Origin of the sequence: Acidocella sp. (assembly GCF_035535915.1) — a bacterium.
GTDB lineage: Bacteria > Pseudomonadota > Alphaproteobacteria > Acetobacterales > Acetobacteraceae > Acidocella.
Genome location: NZ_DATLPB010000083.1, coordinates 15,941 through 31,042 on the forward strand (window position 1 = coordinate 15,941; position 15,102 = coordinate 31,042).

16 protein-coding genes are annotated in these 15,102 nt (G+C 62.3%); 4 read left to right on the plus strand and 12 right to left on the minus strand.

The features are described 5' to 3' along the window. Positions 1-104 precede the first annotated feature (104 nt). The 3 genes from VNC39_RS10640 to VNC39_RS10650 all read left to right on the plus strand — a co-directional run bounded on the left by VNC39_RS10640 (position 105) and on the right by VNC39_RS10650 (position 3,546). Positions 105-983: a branched-chain amino acid ABC transporter permease gene (locus VNC39_RS10640; protein WP_325398975.1), complete on the plus strand. Its 879-nt coding sequence runs from the start codon at positions 105-107 to the stop codon at positions 981-983. A gap of 161 nt (positions 984-1,144) precedes the next feature. After that, on the plus strand, positions 1,145-2,065 hold the full coding sequence (locus VNC39_RS10645; RefSeq protein WP_325398977.1) for a branched-chain amino acid ABC transporter permease: 921 nt from the start codon (positions 1,145-1,147) through the stop codon (positions 2,063-2,065). After that, positions 2,065-3,546: an ATP-binding cassette domain-containing protein gene (locus VNC39_RS10650; protein WP_325398979.1), complete on the plus strand. Its 1,482-nt coding sequence runs from the start codon at positions 2,065-2,067 to the stop codon at positions 3,544-3,546. The genes VNC39_RS10645 and VNC39_RS10650 overlap by 1 nt, the downstream gene beginning before the upstream one ends. Positions 3,547-3,713: 167 nt before the next feature. Here the strand turns inward: VNC39_RS10650 and VNC39_RS10655 are convergent, their stop codons facing one another. From VNC39_RS10655 to VNC39_RS10675, 5 genes are all read right to left on the minus strand, one after another. Further along, positions 3,714-4,421 (minus strand): CoA transferase subunit A, encoded by a 708-nt coding sequence (locus tag VNC39_RS10655; protein WP_325398981.1) that lies wholly within the window; start codon positions 4,419-4,421, stop codon positions 3,714-3,716. Between the two features lie 182 nt (positions 4,422-4,603). Next, positions 4,604-6,163 (minus strand): FAD-dependent monooxygenase, encoded by a 1,560-nt coding sequence (locus VNC39_RS10660; RefSeq protein WP_325398983.1) that lies wholly within the window; start codon positions 6,161-6,163, stop codon positions 4,604-4,606. Between the two features lie 252 nt (positions 6,164-6,415). Beyond that, positions 6,416-7,732: an Nramp family divalent metal transporter gene (locus VNC39_RS10665; RefSeq protein ID WP_325398985.1), complete on the minus strand. Its 1,317-nt coding sequence runs from the start codon at positions 7,730-7,732 to the stop codon at positions 6,416-6,418. Between the two features lie 116 nt (positions 7,733-7,848). After that, positions 7,849-9,489: an MASE4 domain-containing protein gene (locus VNC39_RS10670; RefSeq protein ID WP_325398987.1), complete on the minus strand. Its 1,641-nt coding sequence runs from the start codon at positions 9,487-9,489 to the stop codon at positions 7,849-7,851. A 42-nt stretch (positions 9,490-9,531) separates the two neighbouring features. After that, positions 9,532-9,849, minus strand: a complete 318-nt coding sequence (locus VNC39_RS10675) for a hypothetical protein (protein WP_325398989.1) — start codon at positions 9,847-9,849, stop codon at positions 9,532-9,534. Here VNC39_RS10675 and VNC39_RS10680 point away from each other — a divergent pair. After that, positions 9,848-10,009 (plus strand): hypothetical protein, encoded by a 162-nt coding sequence (locus VNC39_RS10680; RefSeq protein ID WP_325398991.1) that lies wholly within the window; start codon positions 9,848-9,850, stop codon positions 10,007-10,009. The two genes, VNC39_RS10675 and VNC39_RS10680, sit on opposite strands and share 2 nt — an antisense overlap. Before the next feature lie 167 nt (positions 10,010-10,176). Here the strand turns inward: VNC39_RS10680 and VNC39_RS10685 are convergent, their stop codons facing one another. From VNC39_RS10685 to VNC39_RS17455, 7 genes are all read right to left on the minus strand, one after another. After that, complete coding sequence (locus tag VNC39_RS10685) at positions 10,177-10,578, minus strand: c-type cytochrome (protein WP_325398993.1); 402 nt, start codon at positions 10,576-10,578, stop codon at positions 10,177-10,179. Positions 10,579-10,616: 38 nt separating this feature from the next. Next, positions 10,617-10,994, minus strand: coding sequence for a sulfite--cytochrome C oxidoreductase subunit B (locus VNC39_RS10690; RefSeq protein ID WP_325398995.1), 378 nt, complete (start codon positions 10,992-10,994; stop codon positions 10,617-10,619). A 41-nt stretch (positions 10,995-11,035) separates the two neighbouring features. Next, entirely contained in the window at positions 11,036-12,277 is a 1,242-nt protein-coding gene (locus VNC39_RS10695) for a molybdopterin-dependent oxidoreductase (protein WP_325398997.1), read from the minus strand. A gap of 425 nt (positions 12,278-12,702) precedes the next feature. Continuing rightward, a complete protein-coding gene (locus tag VNC39_RS10700) occupies positions 12,703-14,115 on the minus strand; it encodes a transglycosylase SLT domain-containing protein (RefSeq protein ID WP_325398999.1) in 1,413 nt (470 codons plus the stop codon). Between the two features lie 238 nt (positions 14,116-14,353). Continuing rightward, a complete protein-coding gene (locus VNC39_RS10705) occupies positions 14,354-14,527 on the minus strand; it encodes a CsbD family protein (RefSeq protein WP_325399003.1) in 174 nt (57 codons plus the stop codon). A 71-nt stretch (positions 14,528-14,598) separates the two neighbouring features. Further along, a complete protein-coding gene (locus tag VNC39_RS10710; RefSeq protein ID WP_325399001.1) occupies positions 14,599-14,766 on the minus strand; it encodes an entericidin A/B family lipoprotein in 168 nt (55 codons plus the stop codon). 203 nt (positions 14,767-14,969) lie between these two features. Next, the gene (locus VNC39_RS17455; protein WP_408840569.1) at positions 14,970-15,089 is read right to left on the minus strand and encodes a sugar transferase; all 120 of its coding nucleotides are present in this window, start codon (positions 15,087-15,089) and stop codon (positions 14,970-14,972) included. Positions 15,090-15,102 lie beyond the last annotated feature (13 nt).

The window sequence follows — 15,102 nt, forward strand, 5'->3', positions numbered from 1 at the left end:
ACAAAGAGACGGCGCAACGAATAGCCATGGTGTGGCGGCCGGGATGAACAGGCCGCCCGCCGGACCAGAAACAACCGGCACGGGTACGTATCCGGGGAGGGCGCATGCATCTTCTACTGCAAATTCTCATTGATGGGTTCGCGATCAGTGCGCTTTACGCGCTGGGCGCCACCGGCTTCACGTTGATGTTCGGTGTCTCCGGCGTGCTGAATCTTTCGCATGGCGCCATCATGGTGGTGGCGGCGGTGGTGGGCTGGCTGGTGGCGGGCAATAGCGCGGCTGGTGCGGTAGGCGGCACGCTGCTCGGCATTCTGGCCGGGCTTCTGACCGCCTACGCCACGTATTTCGTGGTGGTGCGGTCGATCCAGCGCTCCAAAGCCATCGCCTCCGATGAGACGGAGATTTTCGTGCTCACCGGCACGCTGATCTGGGGCATCATGATCCAGTCGGGCCTTGATTATCTGTTCACCGACAATCCCGTGGCGATGCGGCCTTTGATCCGCGGCGTCACGTCGATCGCGGGGGTGCGCACGCCGACCAACGAGATCATGATCGCGGTACTCTGCTGGGTGGTGATCGGTCTGCTCTGGCTGCTGGTGAATCGCACGCGCATCGGCAAGGCGCTGTTGGCGGCGGCGATCAACCCGCGCGGCCTCACCATGCTCGGTTTTGAGCTTTCCAAAATCTACCTCCTGGTTTGGACGATTTACGGCGTTCTGGCGGGGCTTGCCGGCGTGCTGCTGGCTTCTTTCCTCGGCACCAGCCCGGCCAATACCGGCACGCTCACGGCGAGCGCCTTCTCCATCGTCGTGCTGGGCGGCCTGGGCAGCGTCTCCGGCTCGCTCATCGCCGCCTATGTCGTCGGGTATCTGGAAACGATCACGGCTTACCTGGTGGCGCCGACCTTGCGGCCGATTCCGGCGCTGCTGCTGTTGGTCATCGTGGTCTATCTCCGCCCGCAAGGGCTGCTCGGACGGCGTTAGAGAAGGAGGAGAAAGGCTACTTTTTGTGAACAAAAAGTAGCAAAAAAACTTTGATACTTTGGGCCCGTGCCGGTTTCACCGCCCATGGCCCAGCGTCAACAAAAATTTTTGCGCCGCTTTTTAAAAAAAGCGGCCGCTTTCTGACTTCCCAGGGGAAGAGAATGAATTTTCTAAAACATCCGCCTTTCTGGTTTGCCGTGATTCTGGTGGCGTTCGCTTCGGTCGCGCCGCTATGGCTTTCCGCCTATTTTCTCGGGGTGCTCACGCTTGCTTATTATTTCGGCGTGTTCGCGATGAGCTGGGACCTGCTGTTCGGCTTCGCGGGGGAAGTGAATTTCGGTCCCACGGCGCTGATCGGGCTGGGCGCCTATGGTGCGGCGATGCTCAACAGCATGGCGGGCCTGCCGGTCCTGGTGTGCCTGATATTCGGCGCGCTGCTGGCGGTCGCGGGCGGGGCACTGCTGGCCTTGCCGGCACTGCGGCTCACCGGGCCGTATTTTGGTCTTGTCACTTTGGTCGCGGTGCTGTTGCTGCAGAATTTCATCGTCATTTTCGCCGGCCTCACCGGCGGAGAAATCGGCATGACCGTGCCGAGCGTGCTTTCCATCAGCGCCGGCGTAAACTACGAATACGCACTTGGCTTCCTCGTCGTTTGCGCCTTGATTCTTTACGGCCTGTCGCGCTCGGCGCTGGGGCTGATCTTGCAGGCGAGCGGCCAGGATGCGACCGAGGCGGCCGCGCTCGGCTTCAACACCACCAAGCACAAATTCGCCGCCTTCTGCATCAGCGCGTTGTTCTCCGGCCTCACCGGGGGCATGCTGGTGTTCTATATGGGCGCTGTTTCGGTGGACACGGTCATCGATATTTCCATCGGCGTGCAGATCATCATCATGGCCGTGCTGGGCGGGCGTCGTACCATTCTCGGCGGCATTCTCGGTGCGGTGTTCATCATCCTCGCTAACGAGTTGCTGCGGCCTCTGGGGCAGTTGAACAATTTCGTCGTCGCGGCCGTCGCGCTTGCGGTGATCTTGTTTTTCCCCGACGGGTTTCTCGGTCTTTTGCACCGCGCGAGGAGTGTTTGATGCGTGACGTGGTGATCAACGAGGCCTGCCTGAATGTGAGCGGGCTGACCAAGCGTTTCGGCGGCCTGGTGGCGGTGAAGGATCTCGGCTTTCGCATCATGCCGGGGGAAATTCTCGGCCTGATCGGCCCGAACGGCTCGGGTAAATCGACTGTGATGAAGCTGATCATGGGCATCATCAAGCCCAATGCCGGGTCGATCCGGCTTGAAGGCACGGAGGTCGCCGGCTGGCCTTCGCATCGCGTGGCGCGGGCGGGGGTGGGCATCGTGTTCCAGCATTCCCGCCCGCTGCACCGGCAGACGGTGTTGGAGAACATCAAGCTCGGCCTGCTGCCGGATTCCCTGCTGCGGCTGATGCATGACCGCGCGGTGGACCGCAAGGCGCGCGAAATCGCCGCCCGTGTGGAGCTGGACCGCGTGCTCGACCGCTATCCCTCGACGCTGCCCTTCGCGGATTTGCGCCGCATGGAGCTGGCGAAAGCGATCGCCCGCAACCCCAGGCTCGTGCTGGTGGATGAGCCCTTTGCCGGCCTCACGTCCCATGAGGTCAAAAGCTTCTCGGCCTTGATCGAGGGGTTTCGCGATGATGGCAGGGCGGTGCTGCTCGTCGACCATAATGTGAAGAGCGTCGCGGCCATGGCGGACCGCGTGCTGGCCATGTATCTGGGCGAATATGTCGCCGAGGGCACGGCCGAAGAGGTGATGCGCAACGAAACGGTGCGCCGGGTCTATCTCGGCGGCGCCATCGAAACCGCCGCGCGGCCGCAGATCAGCCAGAAAGCCGGGCCGCCGCTGCTGGAGGTCGCCGATGTCAGCGTGCTCTACGGCAAGGCGCAGGCGCTGGACAAAGTGTCGCTGCACGTGAAGGAGGGGGAATTCGTCTCCGTGGTCGGCCTGAACGGCGCCGGCAAAACCACCTTGTTCAACGCCATTTCCGGCCTTGTGCCTTATTCCGGCGCCATCAAATGGGGCGGAGAATCCTTAAGTGGGCGCAGCGCCGCCTCCATCGCCCGCGCCGGCATCGTGCAATGCGCCGAAACGCGGCAGCTCTTCGGCGATATGAGCGTGCGGGAAAATCTCGATCTCGGCGGCTGGCATCTGCCGCCGGAGGAGAGCGCCAATCAGCTTGACTGGCTGTTCGAACTGTTCCCGATCCTGCGCCGCCGGCAGGAGCAGGCGGCCAAGACCCTCTCGGGCGGCGAGCAGCAAATGCTGGCAATCGCTCGCGCGCTGATGATGCGGCCGAAATTCCTGCTGCTGGACGAGCCGACGCTGGGCCTCGCCCCGGTGATCCTGGAACAGATTTCGCGGGCGCTGGAATTGCTGCGCAACACCACGCCGATTACCGTGCTGCTCGCCGAGCAGAACGTGACCTTCGCGTTGCCCCATGCCGACCGCGTCTATGTGCTGGAACATGCGCGCATCATCTGGGAGGGCGACCCGGAACGCTTCGCCCGCGAGGCCGGGACGGGGTATTTGTGAAGAAGAATGAGAAAGCAAGCGCTACTTTTTGTGAACAAAAAGTAGCAAAAAAACTTTGATTTATGCTGGGCGGAGGGGCTGAAGGTTCCGGCAGTGCGTAGCACCGTTGGAATAGCCCCGGAGGGCATGGGCGTTGTGGCGATACAGCCTGGCTGCTTGCTTCCTTTTTACGCCTGGCGCGGCCGTGTGGTCAGTTCGCCGATGCGTTTTTCATTGATCGTGCTTTGCACCAGCCGGTCTACATAGATGCCGGGCGTATGGATCTGGTCCGGGTCGAGCGCTCCGGCTTCGACGATTTCTTCCACCTCGGCGATGGTGATTTTCCCTGCCGTGGCCATTTCCGGGTTGAAATTGCGCGCGGTCTTGCGGAAGACGAGATTGCCCGCCGGATCGCCGCGCCAGGCTTTCACGATCGACAGGTCCGCCCGTAGCCAGGTCTCGCGGATGTAAAGCTGTCCCTCGAATTCTTCCACGGGCTTGCCTTGCGCCACCAAAGTGCCGGCCCCGGTGCGGGTATAGAAGGCCGGAATGCCGGCGCCGCCGGCGCGGATGCGTTCGGCCATCGTGCCTTGCGGCGTCAGTTCCAGCTCCACGTCGCCGGCCAGGCATTGCGCCTGGAACAACCGGTTCACGCCGAGATAGGAGCAGATGGCTTTGCGGATCTGCCGTTGCGTGAGCAGAAACCAAAGGCCGAAATTCTCGTTGCCGCAATTGTTGGAGATGATTGTGAGGTCTTTGGTGCCGGCGCGGAAAATCTCCGCGATCAGGCTTTCCGGGTTGCCGGCATAGCCGAACCCGCCGGACATGATGGTCATGCCGTCGAACAGCACATCTTGCAGAGCCGCCGCCGGGCTGGGGAAAATTTTCTGAACCATGGCGGTCATAGAGCAACAGGCGCGCGGAAGATCAAGAAAGTGGCCGCTTTTTGAAAAAAGCGGCGCAAAAACTTTTGTTTATGCTGGGCCATGGGCGTTGTCGCCGACACAGCCCATGGCCCAGCATAACAAAGTTTTTTTGCTACTTTTTGTTCACAAAAAGTAGTGCTTCCTTTTCTTTCTCACTCCGCGCGCGGCTGTGCCGCCTGGGGGGACGCTTTTTTGCAGAAATCGAGGCCGAGGTCGGCGCAGTAATCCTCCAGCACCATCACCGAGCCGGATGGGTCCGCCACCCCAACATAGCCGTCGGGGCGCAGCAGATACACTGCGTCGCGCTCCAGTCCGGCCGTCTCATAGGCTTCCCGCCAGGGGAACAGATGCAGCGGAATCTCGCGGGCCAGGCACCAGGCGGTGAGGTCCGCCTCGGCCTTGCCGTAGACATGGACTTGCCAGTTCAGGGCGCACAGGCTGGTCAGGTTATCCAGCCCGTCCTCCATTTGTACCCAGGGAAGCCGGTCGCCGCTATGTACCTCCACGGCCATGCCCCGGCTTAGGGGGCTGCCGCGGTAGTTCACATTGATCTGTGACACGGTGCGGAACAGATAGCTGCACATCGCCTCGAAACGCGTCATGCGTGCCAGCAAAGGCGGCATCAGCCGGGTGCGCAGCAGGTCGGCGAACATGCCGGGGGTGGTGGCGAAGCGGAATCCCCGGTCGGTCGTCGCCACCAGGCGCCGTGCGAACCGGATGCGCTCGCCCTCATAGCTGTCCAGCAAGCTGGCCGGGGCCTGGCCGTGCAGCACCGCAGCGAGTTTCCACGCCAGGTTGATGGCGTCGCCGATGCCGGTATTCATGCCCTGGCCCCCGGCCGGGGTGTGGATATGGGCCGCGTCGCCGAGCAGGAACGCCGCCCCCTTGCGCATCTGGGCGCAGACCCGCTGATTTACGACAAAGGTCGAGAACCAGGTCTCCACGGTATTTTGCAACTGAAAATGCCGGATCGGGCGGGCGCTGACATCGGCGAATGTCAGCGTCTCCGCGCGGGCCGCCCGTTCGTCGCGCAGCGTTCCGAGCAGCCGGGCCCGGCCTGGGGTGGGCAAGGGAAAGAGTGCGAGAAAATCCGCTTCGTCGAGGTCGATATGCAGTTCGCCATCGAAGGCCGGGCCGCTGCCCGTGATGTCCGCGGCGTAGTAAAGCCGCTCATAATTGCGGCCGGCAAAGCCGATGCCCAGGCTCTCGCGCACGGTGGATTTGGCGCCGTCGCAACCGGCGATGAACCGGGTCGTATAAAATTCCTCGCCGTTTGGGCTTTGGATATGCGCCGTTATATGGCTGCCATGGTCGGTAAAACCGAGCAATTCGTGCTGCCGCTCCACGGTAACGCCGGCTTGTTCCAGCCATTCGAGCAGCAGCCGCTCGTGCTCGGCCTGCGGAAAGATCAGCAGAAACGGGTAGGGGGTTTCTTCGCCGCCAATCTTTTCGAAAAGCAGGCGCGCCTCCGGGGCGCCTTTGACCCAGAAATTGACCGCCGGCACCTTGTGGCCGCGGGCGACCACAGCGTCGGCGAGATTCAGTTGTCGGTAGAGTTCCAGTGTGCGGGCTTGCACGGAAAGAGAGTGAGAGGTGGTGGCGGGGCCGGCATTCCTGTCGATGATACGGGGACGGACGCCCTGTTTCACCAGCCATAGCGCCAGCACCAATCCGGTGGGCCCGGCCCCGACGATCAGCACGTCATGGTGCATCACTCGTCCTTTCCGCTCCAGCGATCGCTTGCGCCGCGAGAAGCCTTATCAAGATCGATCATTATAGAACGAAATTTGGAGGGCAGGGGGACGTTTTTTTAGATGGCATGACGCGAGGAAGCAGCCGCTTTCTTAAAAAAGCGGCACAAAAGCTGGTGTGAGCTCAGGTTCGCGGCGCTCGGCCTTATATCTAGAGACGGATTCAGATTTTAGAGCGGATCGCTACGCGATTCGATCTAAAATCATCCGGCTCTAGCCGGCGGAAAGGAAGGGGACCGGCACACCGAAAGTCTGCAGCAACAGCACGGTGTTCAGCGCGAGGATCACCGCGGTGCCGGAGACCGCCAACGCACCGAGCAGGCGACTGTTGGCGAACTCGCCCATCAGGTCGCGCCGGCGGGTGAACAGCACCAGCGCGATCATCGGCAGCGGCAAGGCGAAAGACAGGACCACCTGGCTGACGATCAGCGCGGAGGTGGCATTGACGCCGAGGCCGACGACCACGAAAGCCGGCAGCATGGTCACCAGGCGCCGCACCGCGAGGGGGATGCGGAAGCCGACAAAGCCCTGCATGATCATCTGCCCCGCCATGGTGCCGACGGCGGCGCTGGAAATGCCCGAGGCCATCAGCGAGACGAGGAACACCGCCGCCGCCCCGGCGCCGAGCAGCGGTGTCAGCGTATGATAGGCGGTCTCGATTTCCGCGACATCGGGATGGCCGGCATGGAAGGCGGCGGAGGCCATGATCACCATCGCCATGTTGACCGCGCCGGCGGCGCCGAGGGCGATGATGCATTCCCGGTTCGAGAAGCGCAGCAAGGCCCGGCGCTCCGTGATGTCCCGGCCGGGCACGCGCGCCTGGGCGAGCCCCGAATGCAGATATACGGCATGCGGCATGATGGTGGCGCCGATCATGCCGACGGCAATGGTCAGGGCTTGGGCATTCGGCAGTGAGGGCACGACGCTGTGCAGCCCGGCCTGGCCCCAGGCGACGGGGGCGATGAACATCTCAATGAGAAAGCACAGGCCGACGACGCTGACGAGGGCGCCGATGATGAGTTCGATCGGGCGGAAGCCGCGGCGGTCGAACAGCAGAATGCCATAGGTGACCAGCGCCGCCACCACCATGCCGCCGAGCAGCGGCAGCTTGAACAGCAGCGACAGCCCGATCGCGCCGCCAAGGAACTCCGCGAGGTCGGTCGCCATGGCGGAAATCTCACTGGCCGCCCACATCGCATAGACGACCGGCAGCGGAAATTGCGCGCGGCACATCTCGGCGAGATTCTTCCCGGTCACGATGCCGAGCTTGGCCGACAGCGCCTGGAACAGCATGCCGATCAGGCTCGCCAGTACGACCACCCAGAGCAGGTTGTAGCCGAACGCCGCGCCGGCCTGGATGTTGGTGGCGTAATTGCCCGGGTCCATGTAGGCGATGGAGACGATCACCGCGGGGCCGGCAAACAGCAGGGCCGAGCCCAATCCGCCCCGCCGTCCCGCCAGCACCTCGCGAATGCCCCGCGTGGTTTGCTCCGTGAGTGATGGTTTCGTCAGATCGAGATAGTCGCTCATGAGTCCCCGCGGCATTTGCACCATATGTAGCTTAGGCTACATTTTTAACAAGAGGCTTTATTCTCATGCCGAGGAGACAAAATGCTGACTTGGCAACGCCGGCGGGAGATTGTTGCTCACGCCGGCTCGGTGGTAATCGGTGTGCCGGCGGCTGAGGCGGCGTCGGGCTGAAGGACAAACTGGAACACCGCCCCGTGAGGAATGTTCGGGGCAACCCACAAGCGGCTATCGTGGCTGTCAAGGATCGAGCGGCAGATCGACAAGCCCATCCCCATGCCCATTGGTTTCGTCGTGAACAGAGGGTTGAACATGCCCTCTATGTCTTTCGGTGCGATGCCTGCCCCGGTATCCGCAACGGAGACCAGAACCTCGCCATCCTGCAGCGCGGTGTGCACGGCCAGGATACGAGGGCCCGCGCTGGTCGCCATCGAATCGATGGCATTTGTCATCAGGTTCAAAAGCACCTGGCGCAATTGGATGGCCTCCCCGGTCACCGCGGGCAGCCGCGCATTGGATGGGGCGTCGACGGTGATGCGGTGTTTCTGCAGATCGCCATGCAGGAAAAAAAGCGCATCCTCGATCAGCCGATTCATATCGCACGGTGTTCGGCTTTTGACCTCTCCCTTGAAAAGCGACCGAATGCTGTCGATGACCGCGCCCGCGCGATGCCCATCGGCCGTGACTCTCTTGAGCGCGGCCTTGGCTTCGCCGAGATCGGGCGCCGCACGGTCGAGCCATCGGAGGCCGGCCGAGGCGCTCATGACCATGCCGGCCAAGGGCTGCTTGACCTCGTGCGCGATCATGGCGGCGACGGCATTCCCGGTCATCAGCCGCGCCTCGTGTTCGCGGCGCTGTGTGAGGACGGCATGGAGCAGCCGGCTGTAAAGCGTCGTGATCTCATAGAGCAGAACAATCAGGACGAGGCTGCCGGACAAGAGCCCGAAAACCCGGCCGGCATACCAGCCGACGGTAAAGCGGCCCGGTACGGGAAACCTGATCAGCAGGACCTCGATCACGTACGAGCACATCACCACCATCAACCACAGATCGAGGACGGATGGCTGTCGGATCCAGAGGGTCACGATGGCGATCACGCTCATGAGCACCGTGAATCCGGCGGCATATTTCCAGTCCGGGGCGAGCTCATCGATATTGTGCGTCAGTGCCGGGAGCGACATCGCGTTCGCGGTCACGAGAAAAGTCGCGAGGCCCACCAAAGCGATGACCGCGACGCTGGAGATTACGACGGGGTAATGTGAGGTCGTCCAGGTCTGCTTGGCCGTGCCGGCATGCTTCATGAGTGCATACACGATCACGAACAGCGAAAAGCCCGAATGCCACAGCATGTAGAGCCATGTCGAGCTGCGCAGCCCGGCGTCGAGCAGCCCTTCGGGGGCAAACGCGCCGGGAAAGGTCAACATCCAGGGAATGACGATCAGCGCCGTGAAAAAATAGCCGCTGGATATGACGAGAACGGCCCAGGTTCTCAGGATCGAGAATTGCGCAAACAGCAAAACCGCCGTGATCAGGTTGTTGCCGAATATCGCGGCGGCATAGGCGGGAACAAAGTCAGTGACCCGCGGCGGTTGCAGGAGAGAAAGGGGGCCCACCGTAATGAAAAAGGCGGCGACCAGAAAAAAGACGACGGCGAGGGCGAGCCGTTTTTGCGCCGCGCTGGGCGGCAGGCTCGACAAAAGGAGCTTCTGCTCCGGAGCGCCAGATGCGCTTTCGGGTACCGGCACGTCTTTTTGCGGCATGAAACAGATGTTGCTTGACCGGTCTCGCCGCCGGCCATGGCCTCATGTTTCGTCTATTCTGCCTTTTTGAGCCGGCGAACGATAGGGGGATTGTCGCCATCGCGCTTTTTTGTCGGCACCCCGCGCATCCAGGGTGAGACGAGGCAAAAAACCGATTGCTCTGGCATCGCTTTTTACAAGACGCAACGCTCCGCCGGCATATAGTCCGGGTTTGTCGAAGGACGTCGCCGCGATCGACTGGCGGTCGCCGTTCTCATGCCGTCCCAAGGCGAGGAGCAATGCGATGATACGTTTTGTGAAGATTTTTGCTGCGGCATCCTCTCCTGCTTCTCGCCTCCATAAGCTAAAGGCTTCGTCCATGTCGCTCACTTGCAAAGTTCTTCTGGCCCTGGCTTTGGCCATTGCCCTGGCACCGTTTGCCGCCCAGGCTCACAGCGCCGCCGTGCCGCTCATGCGGCCGAGCCCGGCAACCATTGGTCATCCCACCGCGATCTACAGTGGCGTTGAATTCTTTCCCTGACGCGTCCGGAGGCTGAAGATCTCGTCCCGTTACGGTCCGGACGCATCATGTGCGGCGCGATGTCGCCATGCCGCCGGCGCTGAATCCCGGGGGATCGGCACCGGCGCTGATCACGAATGCTCCGCACCGCGCGCTATGGGTCAGGCGCTGGCGCGGCTATGCGGTGCCTATTTCTGAGGGCCGGCCAATTGCGCCAGATAGGCGATCACGTCGGCGCGTTGGGTCGGGTCCGAGAGGCCGGCGAAGGGCATTTTGGTGCCGGGCACGTCGCTCTGCGGCGATGTGAGGAATTTGTTGAGCGTATCCGCCGTCCAGGTCAGGTGCGCATTGGTGAGCGCCGGTGAATAAGCATAGCCTTTCATGCGCGCCGCGGGCTTGCCGTAAACACTTGCGAGGCTCGGCCCGAACAGCGTGACGCCGGGGCTGGTGGAGTGGCACGCGGCGCACTGGCTCTGGAAGACCTGCTGGCCTTTGGCCGCGTCTCCAGCCGCCAGCGCCTGGCCGGCGCCCGACATCAGGAACACGCCGAGCCAAAGCAAACCGGCAAGCGATTTCGGTCGAAAGGTCATGCGTAACCTCCATAGCGGGCCCTGCATCGGCCCTGTACTCAGGGTTTTCCCTTGGTCTGTACCAGATAATCGACGATCGCCGGAACATCGGCCGTGCCGATCGGTGCTCCATAGAGTTTGATCATTTTCATCACTTCGCCCTGCCAAGCAGCTCTCGTCAGGTTCGGCTGATTGAGGATCATGTCCGCCGAGTGGCACGTAAGGCAATTGGCGTTTGTCGCCTGCGCCGCGGCGCCGCCGGGGAACAGATCGGCGCCTGCCGGATAGGTCGCGCTTTGCGAGGTGAGGGTGATGCCGGCGGCGGTCACGCTGGCCGGCGCCGGGTCGGCAGCGCGCGCGGCGAAGCCGCCCGCGATGAGCGCCAGGCACGATGCCAGCAGGGCGCCGGGAAGCAAAATTCTGTTCAAGCGGGCCATTTGCAAACCTCGTGAAACGGATCGCGGCGGGGGCGCCGCGATCAGGCGATGTTCAGCGTGGTCGTCTCGATGACGTTGCGCATATAGCCGCCCGGATTCCAGATCGGTGTCCAGGACTGCGGGACGTGGTTGGTGTTCGTGCAGCGGACGCTAAGCGTGAGTACGCCGGAAGATGGCGCGGTGACGCTGCTTTGCCAGCGGCGGAAACTGTATTTTCCGGAATCGGGGCCAAGCTGGGTGGCATGCCAGGTGGTGCCGCCATCGGTCGAGAGGCTGACGCCGGCGACGCCGCAATCGCCGCCGAAGGCGATCCCGCGCACGGGCACGGTTGCGCCGGCTTGCACAATGTCCCCGGTCTGCAAATTGGTGATGAAGGCGCGTGGATTCATGCGGTTGATGGGGACGGTTTTGTAGCCCGTTTCAGTCGGCGAAACAGCGGCGCCAGGCGTGTCGGGTATGCGATAAGCGGTTTTCATCCAGAAATTATCGTCGGGCTGATCCAGCACCTCAATGTGCGACAACATTTTCGTCCAGTAAGTGGAGTACCAGCCGGGCACGACCAGGCGCAGCGGAAATCCGTTCAGCAGGGGCATTTGCGTGCCGTTCATGAGATAGGCGACCATCACCTCGCCGTCACGCGCATGGTCGATGGACAGTGATTTCTTGAATTCGGGGGTGGCGGGAAGCACCGGTCTCTCCAGGCCGTTGAAGCGCACCTGGACGGCACCCGATTGCACGCCGGCGCGGTCGAGCAGGTCGCGCAGGCGAAACCCTGTCCAGCGCGCATTGCCCATGGCCCCGTTTCCCCATTGTCCGCCCGGCACGCGGGGTTGGAAGAGGCCGCGCGAATTTCCCGAGCATTGGTTGACGGCGACGATCTCGTGACGCGGCAATGTCAGAAGATCGGCGAGAGACAGCGACAAAGGCCGCGCCACATGGCCGTCCACGACCAGCCGGAACGTTGTTACATCGACTTGTGGCGGAATAACCGGCAAGTGCCAGCGCACATAGAATTGATCGTTCGGTGTCAGCACGCCCTGGTCGAACACGGCAAAACGGGTCTCCAGCAGCGGTGGCCGCGCGCGCTGCAAAACCAACGCGCCCTTCTCGGGAAATTCGGTGGTGAGCTGCCTTGTATCAGGGCCGCCGGGCAACGGGAGGCGGATTGTGGTGTCGGCCAGGGCGGCGGGCATCGGCAATGCCGCCATTGCACCCAAAGCGGCAGCCCGCCCCAGGAAAAACCGTCTGCCGTTCACGCGACCAACCGAAAATGCTTCGATCACGGCAAGTCCTCCTCGGTCCGGAAAGCAGGGAGCTTCAACAAGAAGACAAGTGATCAGCGCAGGCTTAACACCAATTGCCAGCGGTCGCGACAAGAAAAAATAAAGGGACTGGCATAGATAAGCATACTTTCTGCCATTGTTCCGATCCCGAGCGTCTGCGTATTTTCCCTGTTCCGTCAAGGGGTTTACCCGGCTTCGCCGGCGCTTCGCGCCCTTGACGGAACAGGGAGAATACGCCGAAAATGCAACGATCGGAAAAATGCCGATCTCTCAATGCCATACCTAAACGGCACTGGCGTTATCTATGCCAGCCCAAAAATAAATGATCGCAACAGCGTGGAGTTGTGTTTTTTCCAATCCACGTGTGATGGCGCGGGTGTGGATCGATCGCCGGCGCGCGACGATCCCGTGCGGCTGGGGGGCAGCTAGGAGGCGGAGCCGCGCAGCACCACGCAAGGCAGCTGCCGGCGGCTTAACGCCGAACATGCCGCGAGTGCCTCACCGGCGGACAGATGCACCAGCCGGGCCCGATACAGCACCAGCCCGCCGAATGGCGTGGTCGCGGGCAAGGCAATGTCGGTCGCCTGCAGTTCGGCCGGCAATTGCGCCCGCGCGCCCTCGGCCACGGTCCGCGCCAGGCCCGGCGTGGAAAACGCGCCGACCTGAATCGCCCATGTCTCCGTGGTCTCCGTGCGTGTCTCCGTGCGGACCGGATGCGCTGGGGCAACCGCCATGGCCGCGGTAAGCACCGGTGCGCGCGCTTGTATTGTTGCCGGTTGGTAGAGCGCTGATTCGGCTGCCACGGCGGATGGTATCCGAGGTTGGTGCGGGGGCCCTCGCGAACCCGCGCCGCCGCCGGAGGCGGGGAGGCAAGGATGGCCCGGATCATAAGCCGCATCGGGGTCGCATGCCGCTTCGCTGGCGCTGGCCATTTGTGTTGCCGCTGGGACAGGCAGTGGCGCCGGTCCCGGCACACAGGGGCTTGAGGGATCGTAAGCCGCATTCAGGTTGCACGTGCCGGTCTGCCCCGCAGGGCCGGCGGTGCAAGGCGCATCCGGATCATAAGCGGCGTTCGCGTTGCAGCTGCCGGCCGCGGCGCCGATATCGTTCACGGCGAGCACCACGGGCCCGGCGCCTGGCGCCGGCGTCGCCGCACTGCAGGGATGTTCAGGATCATAGGCCGCGTTCACGTCGCAGCCGGTGGCGAAATCCACCTCGCTCGGCGGCCCGGCAGGCCCCGCATTCGCCGCGGCATAATTCGCCAGCGGGCCGGAGAAAGCGATTTGCGTGCCGAGGTTCGGTGTGACGTCGGCGAGATAATTCACCGTCTCCGCCGGCAAGGGCTGCGCGCCGGCGAGATAGGCGTCGAGATCCTCCGGCCCGGCATTATAGGCGGCCAAAAAGCCCGGCGCGCCGTACCGGTCGTACATCTGTTTGATATAGGCGGTGCCGGCCATGATGTTGTCGCGCGGAGCGAACGGGTCGGTTCCCAAACCTTCGCTCGCCTCCAGCATCTGATAGGTCTCCGGCATCAGCTGCATCAGCCCCATCGCGCCGACTGGCGAGACCGCCTGTTCCTCACCGCCTGATTCCTGCTGCATCACGGCGCGGATCCATTGCGCTGGAATGCCGTAGCGCGCCGCCGCCTCGTTGATATAGGGGCCCCAAGGATCGTCTGGCGGCCCGGGCGGCGGATAGTAATGCGTGGGCGCATAAAGAGCCTGGCCGCCATATCCGCCCGAGCCAGCACAGGCCACGAGCAGCAACACCGGCAGGAACGCCAAAGCACAACGCAACCATGCTTCGAGCAAGATCATCAGCCGGGGCTGGTCGTCCACGTCGCTTGGCATCCTGGTCCGCCCTGTTTCAGGAGCAAAACCCTAGCCTTGGGCGACGTGAGTCTGTCAAATTTTTTCTGCGCTTGGCGCAAGGAAGGAAGCGCTACTTTTTGTGAACAAAAAGTAGCAAAAAAACTTTGTTTACTATGGGCCCGTGCCGGTTCAACGCCTCGGGCCCAGCATAACAAAAGTTTTTGCGCCGCTTTTTTCAAAAAGCGGCTGCTTTCTTCTCGTTAGTTCATTTTTCTTTCAGCTTGTCTTTCAAGCCGCCGACAGCGTTCTGCACTTTTCCTTCGATTTTGTCGGCCGTTCCCTCGGACTGCAGCTTGGTGTCGCCGGTGAGTTTGCCGGCGGCGTTTTTGACGGCGCCTTTGGCCTGTTTGGCGGAGCCTTCGATACGGTCTTTGTTCATCAATCATCTCCTGTGGCTGGCGTAACATAGTTACATGCTGTGTGGAGTTTCCGAGGGAAACGTCCGCTTGCTTAAGGGTGCGGAGAATTTGGCGCGTTGGCGTTGGCGCTGTTGGTCAAGGCATGGCCACCCTGCGACACATCCTGACCGAAGCCGGCCGTGGTGTGGCAGGCGGCGAGCATCGGCGCGATGCCGAGCAGCGTTGCGAGGATGAAAGTGAGGCGAAGGAATTTGGTCATCCATGAACTCCTGTCTGTTGCCGGTAGCGAGACGGTGCGACATGCGTGGTGCGATGGGCGCAGGCGCTTGTTGCATCGAATCGGCAATTTTTACGTCGGAACGAAACGGTGCGGATTCAACAAAGAAACCTTTATATTGCAGCTTTGACAGGCAAGGCTCATGAAGCATCGGTCATCAAAAGGCCCTTCATGGATCCGCGGTCTCACACATTGTCCTGGGGCGGAAACAAGGCGGAAGGGACGGTCATGGCGAGGATTTTCAGGTCGCGGAGGAACGACCAGGTCTTGATGTATTCGAAGTCGAATTCCACGCGCTTGCGCAGTTTTTCTTCCGTG

Bases quoted from the DNA above. Each gene is read 5' to 3' on its own strand.
- VNC39_RS10640 (WP_325398975.1), top strand. From the start codon at position 105: ATGCATCTTCTACTGCAAATTCTCATTGATGGGTTCGCGATCAGTGCG.
- VNC39_RS10645 (WP_325398977.1), top strand. From the start codon at position 1,145: ATGAATTTTCTAAAACATCCGCCTTTCTGGTTTGCCGTGATTCTGGTG.
- VNC39_RS10650 (WP_325398979.1), top strand. From the start codon at position 2,065: ATGCGTGACGTGGTGATCAACGAGGCCTGCCTGAATGTGAGCGGGCTG.
- VNC39_RS10655 (WP_325398981.1), bottom strand. From the start codon at position 4,421: ATGGTTCAGAAAATTTTCCCCAGCCCGGCGGCGGCTCTGCAAGATGTG.
- VNC39_RS10660 (WP_325398983.1), bottom strand. From the start codon at position 6,163: ATGCACCATGACGTGCTGATCGTCGGGGCCGGGCCCACCGGATTGGTG.
- VNC39_RS10665 (WP_325398985.1), bottom strand. From the start codon at position 7,732: ATGAGCGACTATCTCGATCTGACGAAACCATCACTCACGGAGCAAACC.
- VNC39_RS10670 (WP_325398987.1), bottom strand. From the start codon at position 9,489: ATGCCGCAAAAAGACGTGCCGGTACCCGAAAGCGCATCTGGCGCTCCG.
- VNC39_RS10680 (WP_325398991.1), top strand. From the start codon at position 9,848: ATGTCGCTCACTTGCAAAGTTCTTCTGGCCCTGGCTTTGGCCATTGCC.
- VNC39_RS10675 (WP_325398989.1), bottom strand. From the start codon at position 9,849: ATGGACGAAGCCTTTAGCTTATGGAGGCGAGAAGCAGGAGAGGATGCC.
- VNC39_RS10685 (WP_325398993.1), bottom strand. From the start codon at position 10,578: ATGACCTTTCGACCGAAATCGCTTGCCGGTTTGCTTTGGCTCGGCGTG.
- VNC39_RS10690 (WP_325398995.1), bottom strand. From the start codon at position 10,994: ATGGCCCGCTTGAACAGAATTTTGCTTCCCGGCGCCCTGCTGGCATCG.
- VNC39_RS10705 (WP_325399003.1), bottom strand. From the start codon at position 14,527: ATGAACAAAGACCGTATCGAAGGCTCCGCCAAACAGGCCAAAGGCGCC.
- VNC39_RS10710 (WP_325399001.1), bottom strand. From the start codon at position 14,766: ATGACCAAATTCCTTCGCCTCACTTTCATCCTCGCAACGCTGCTCGGC.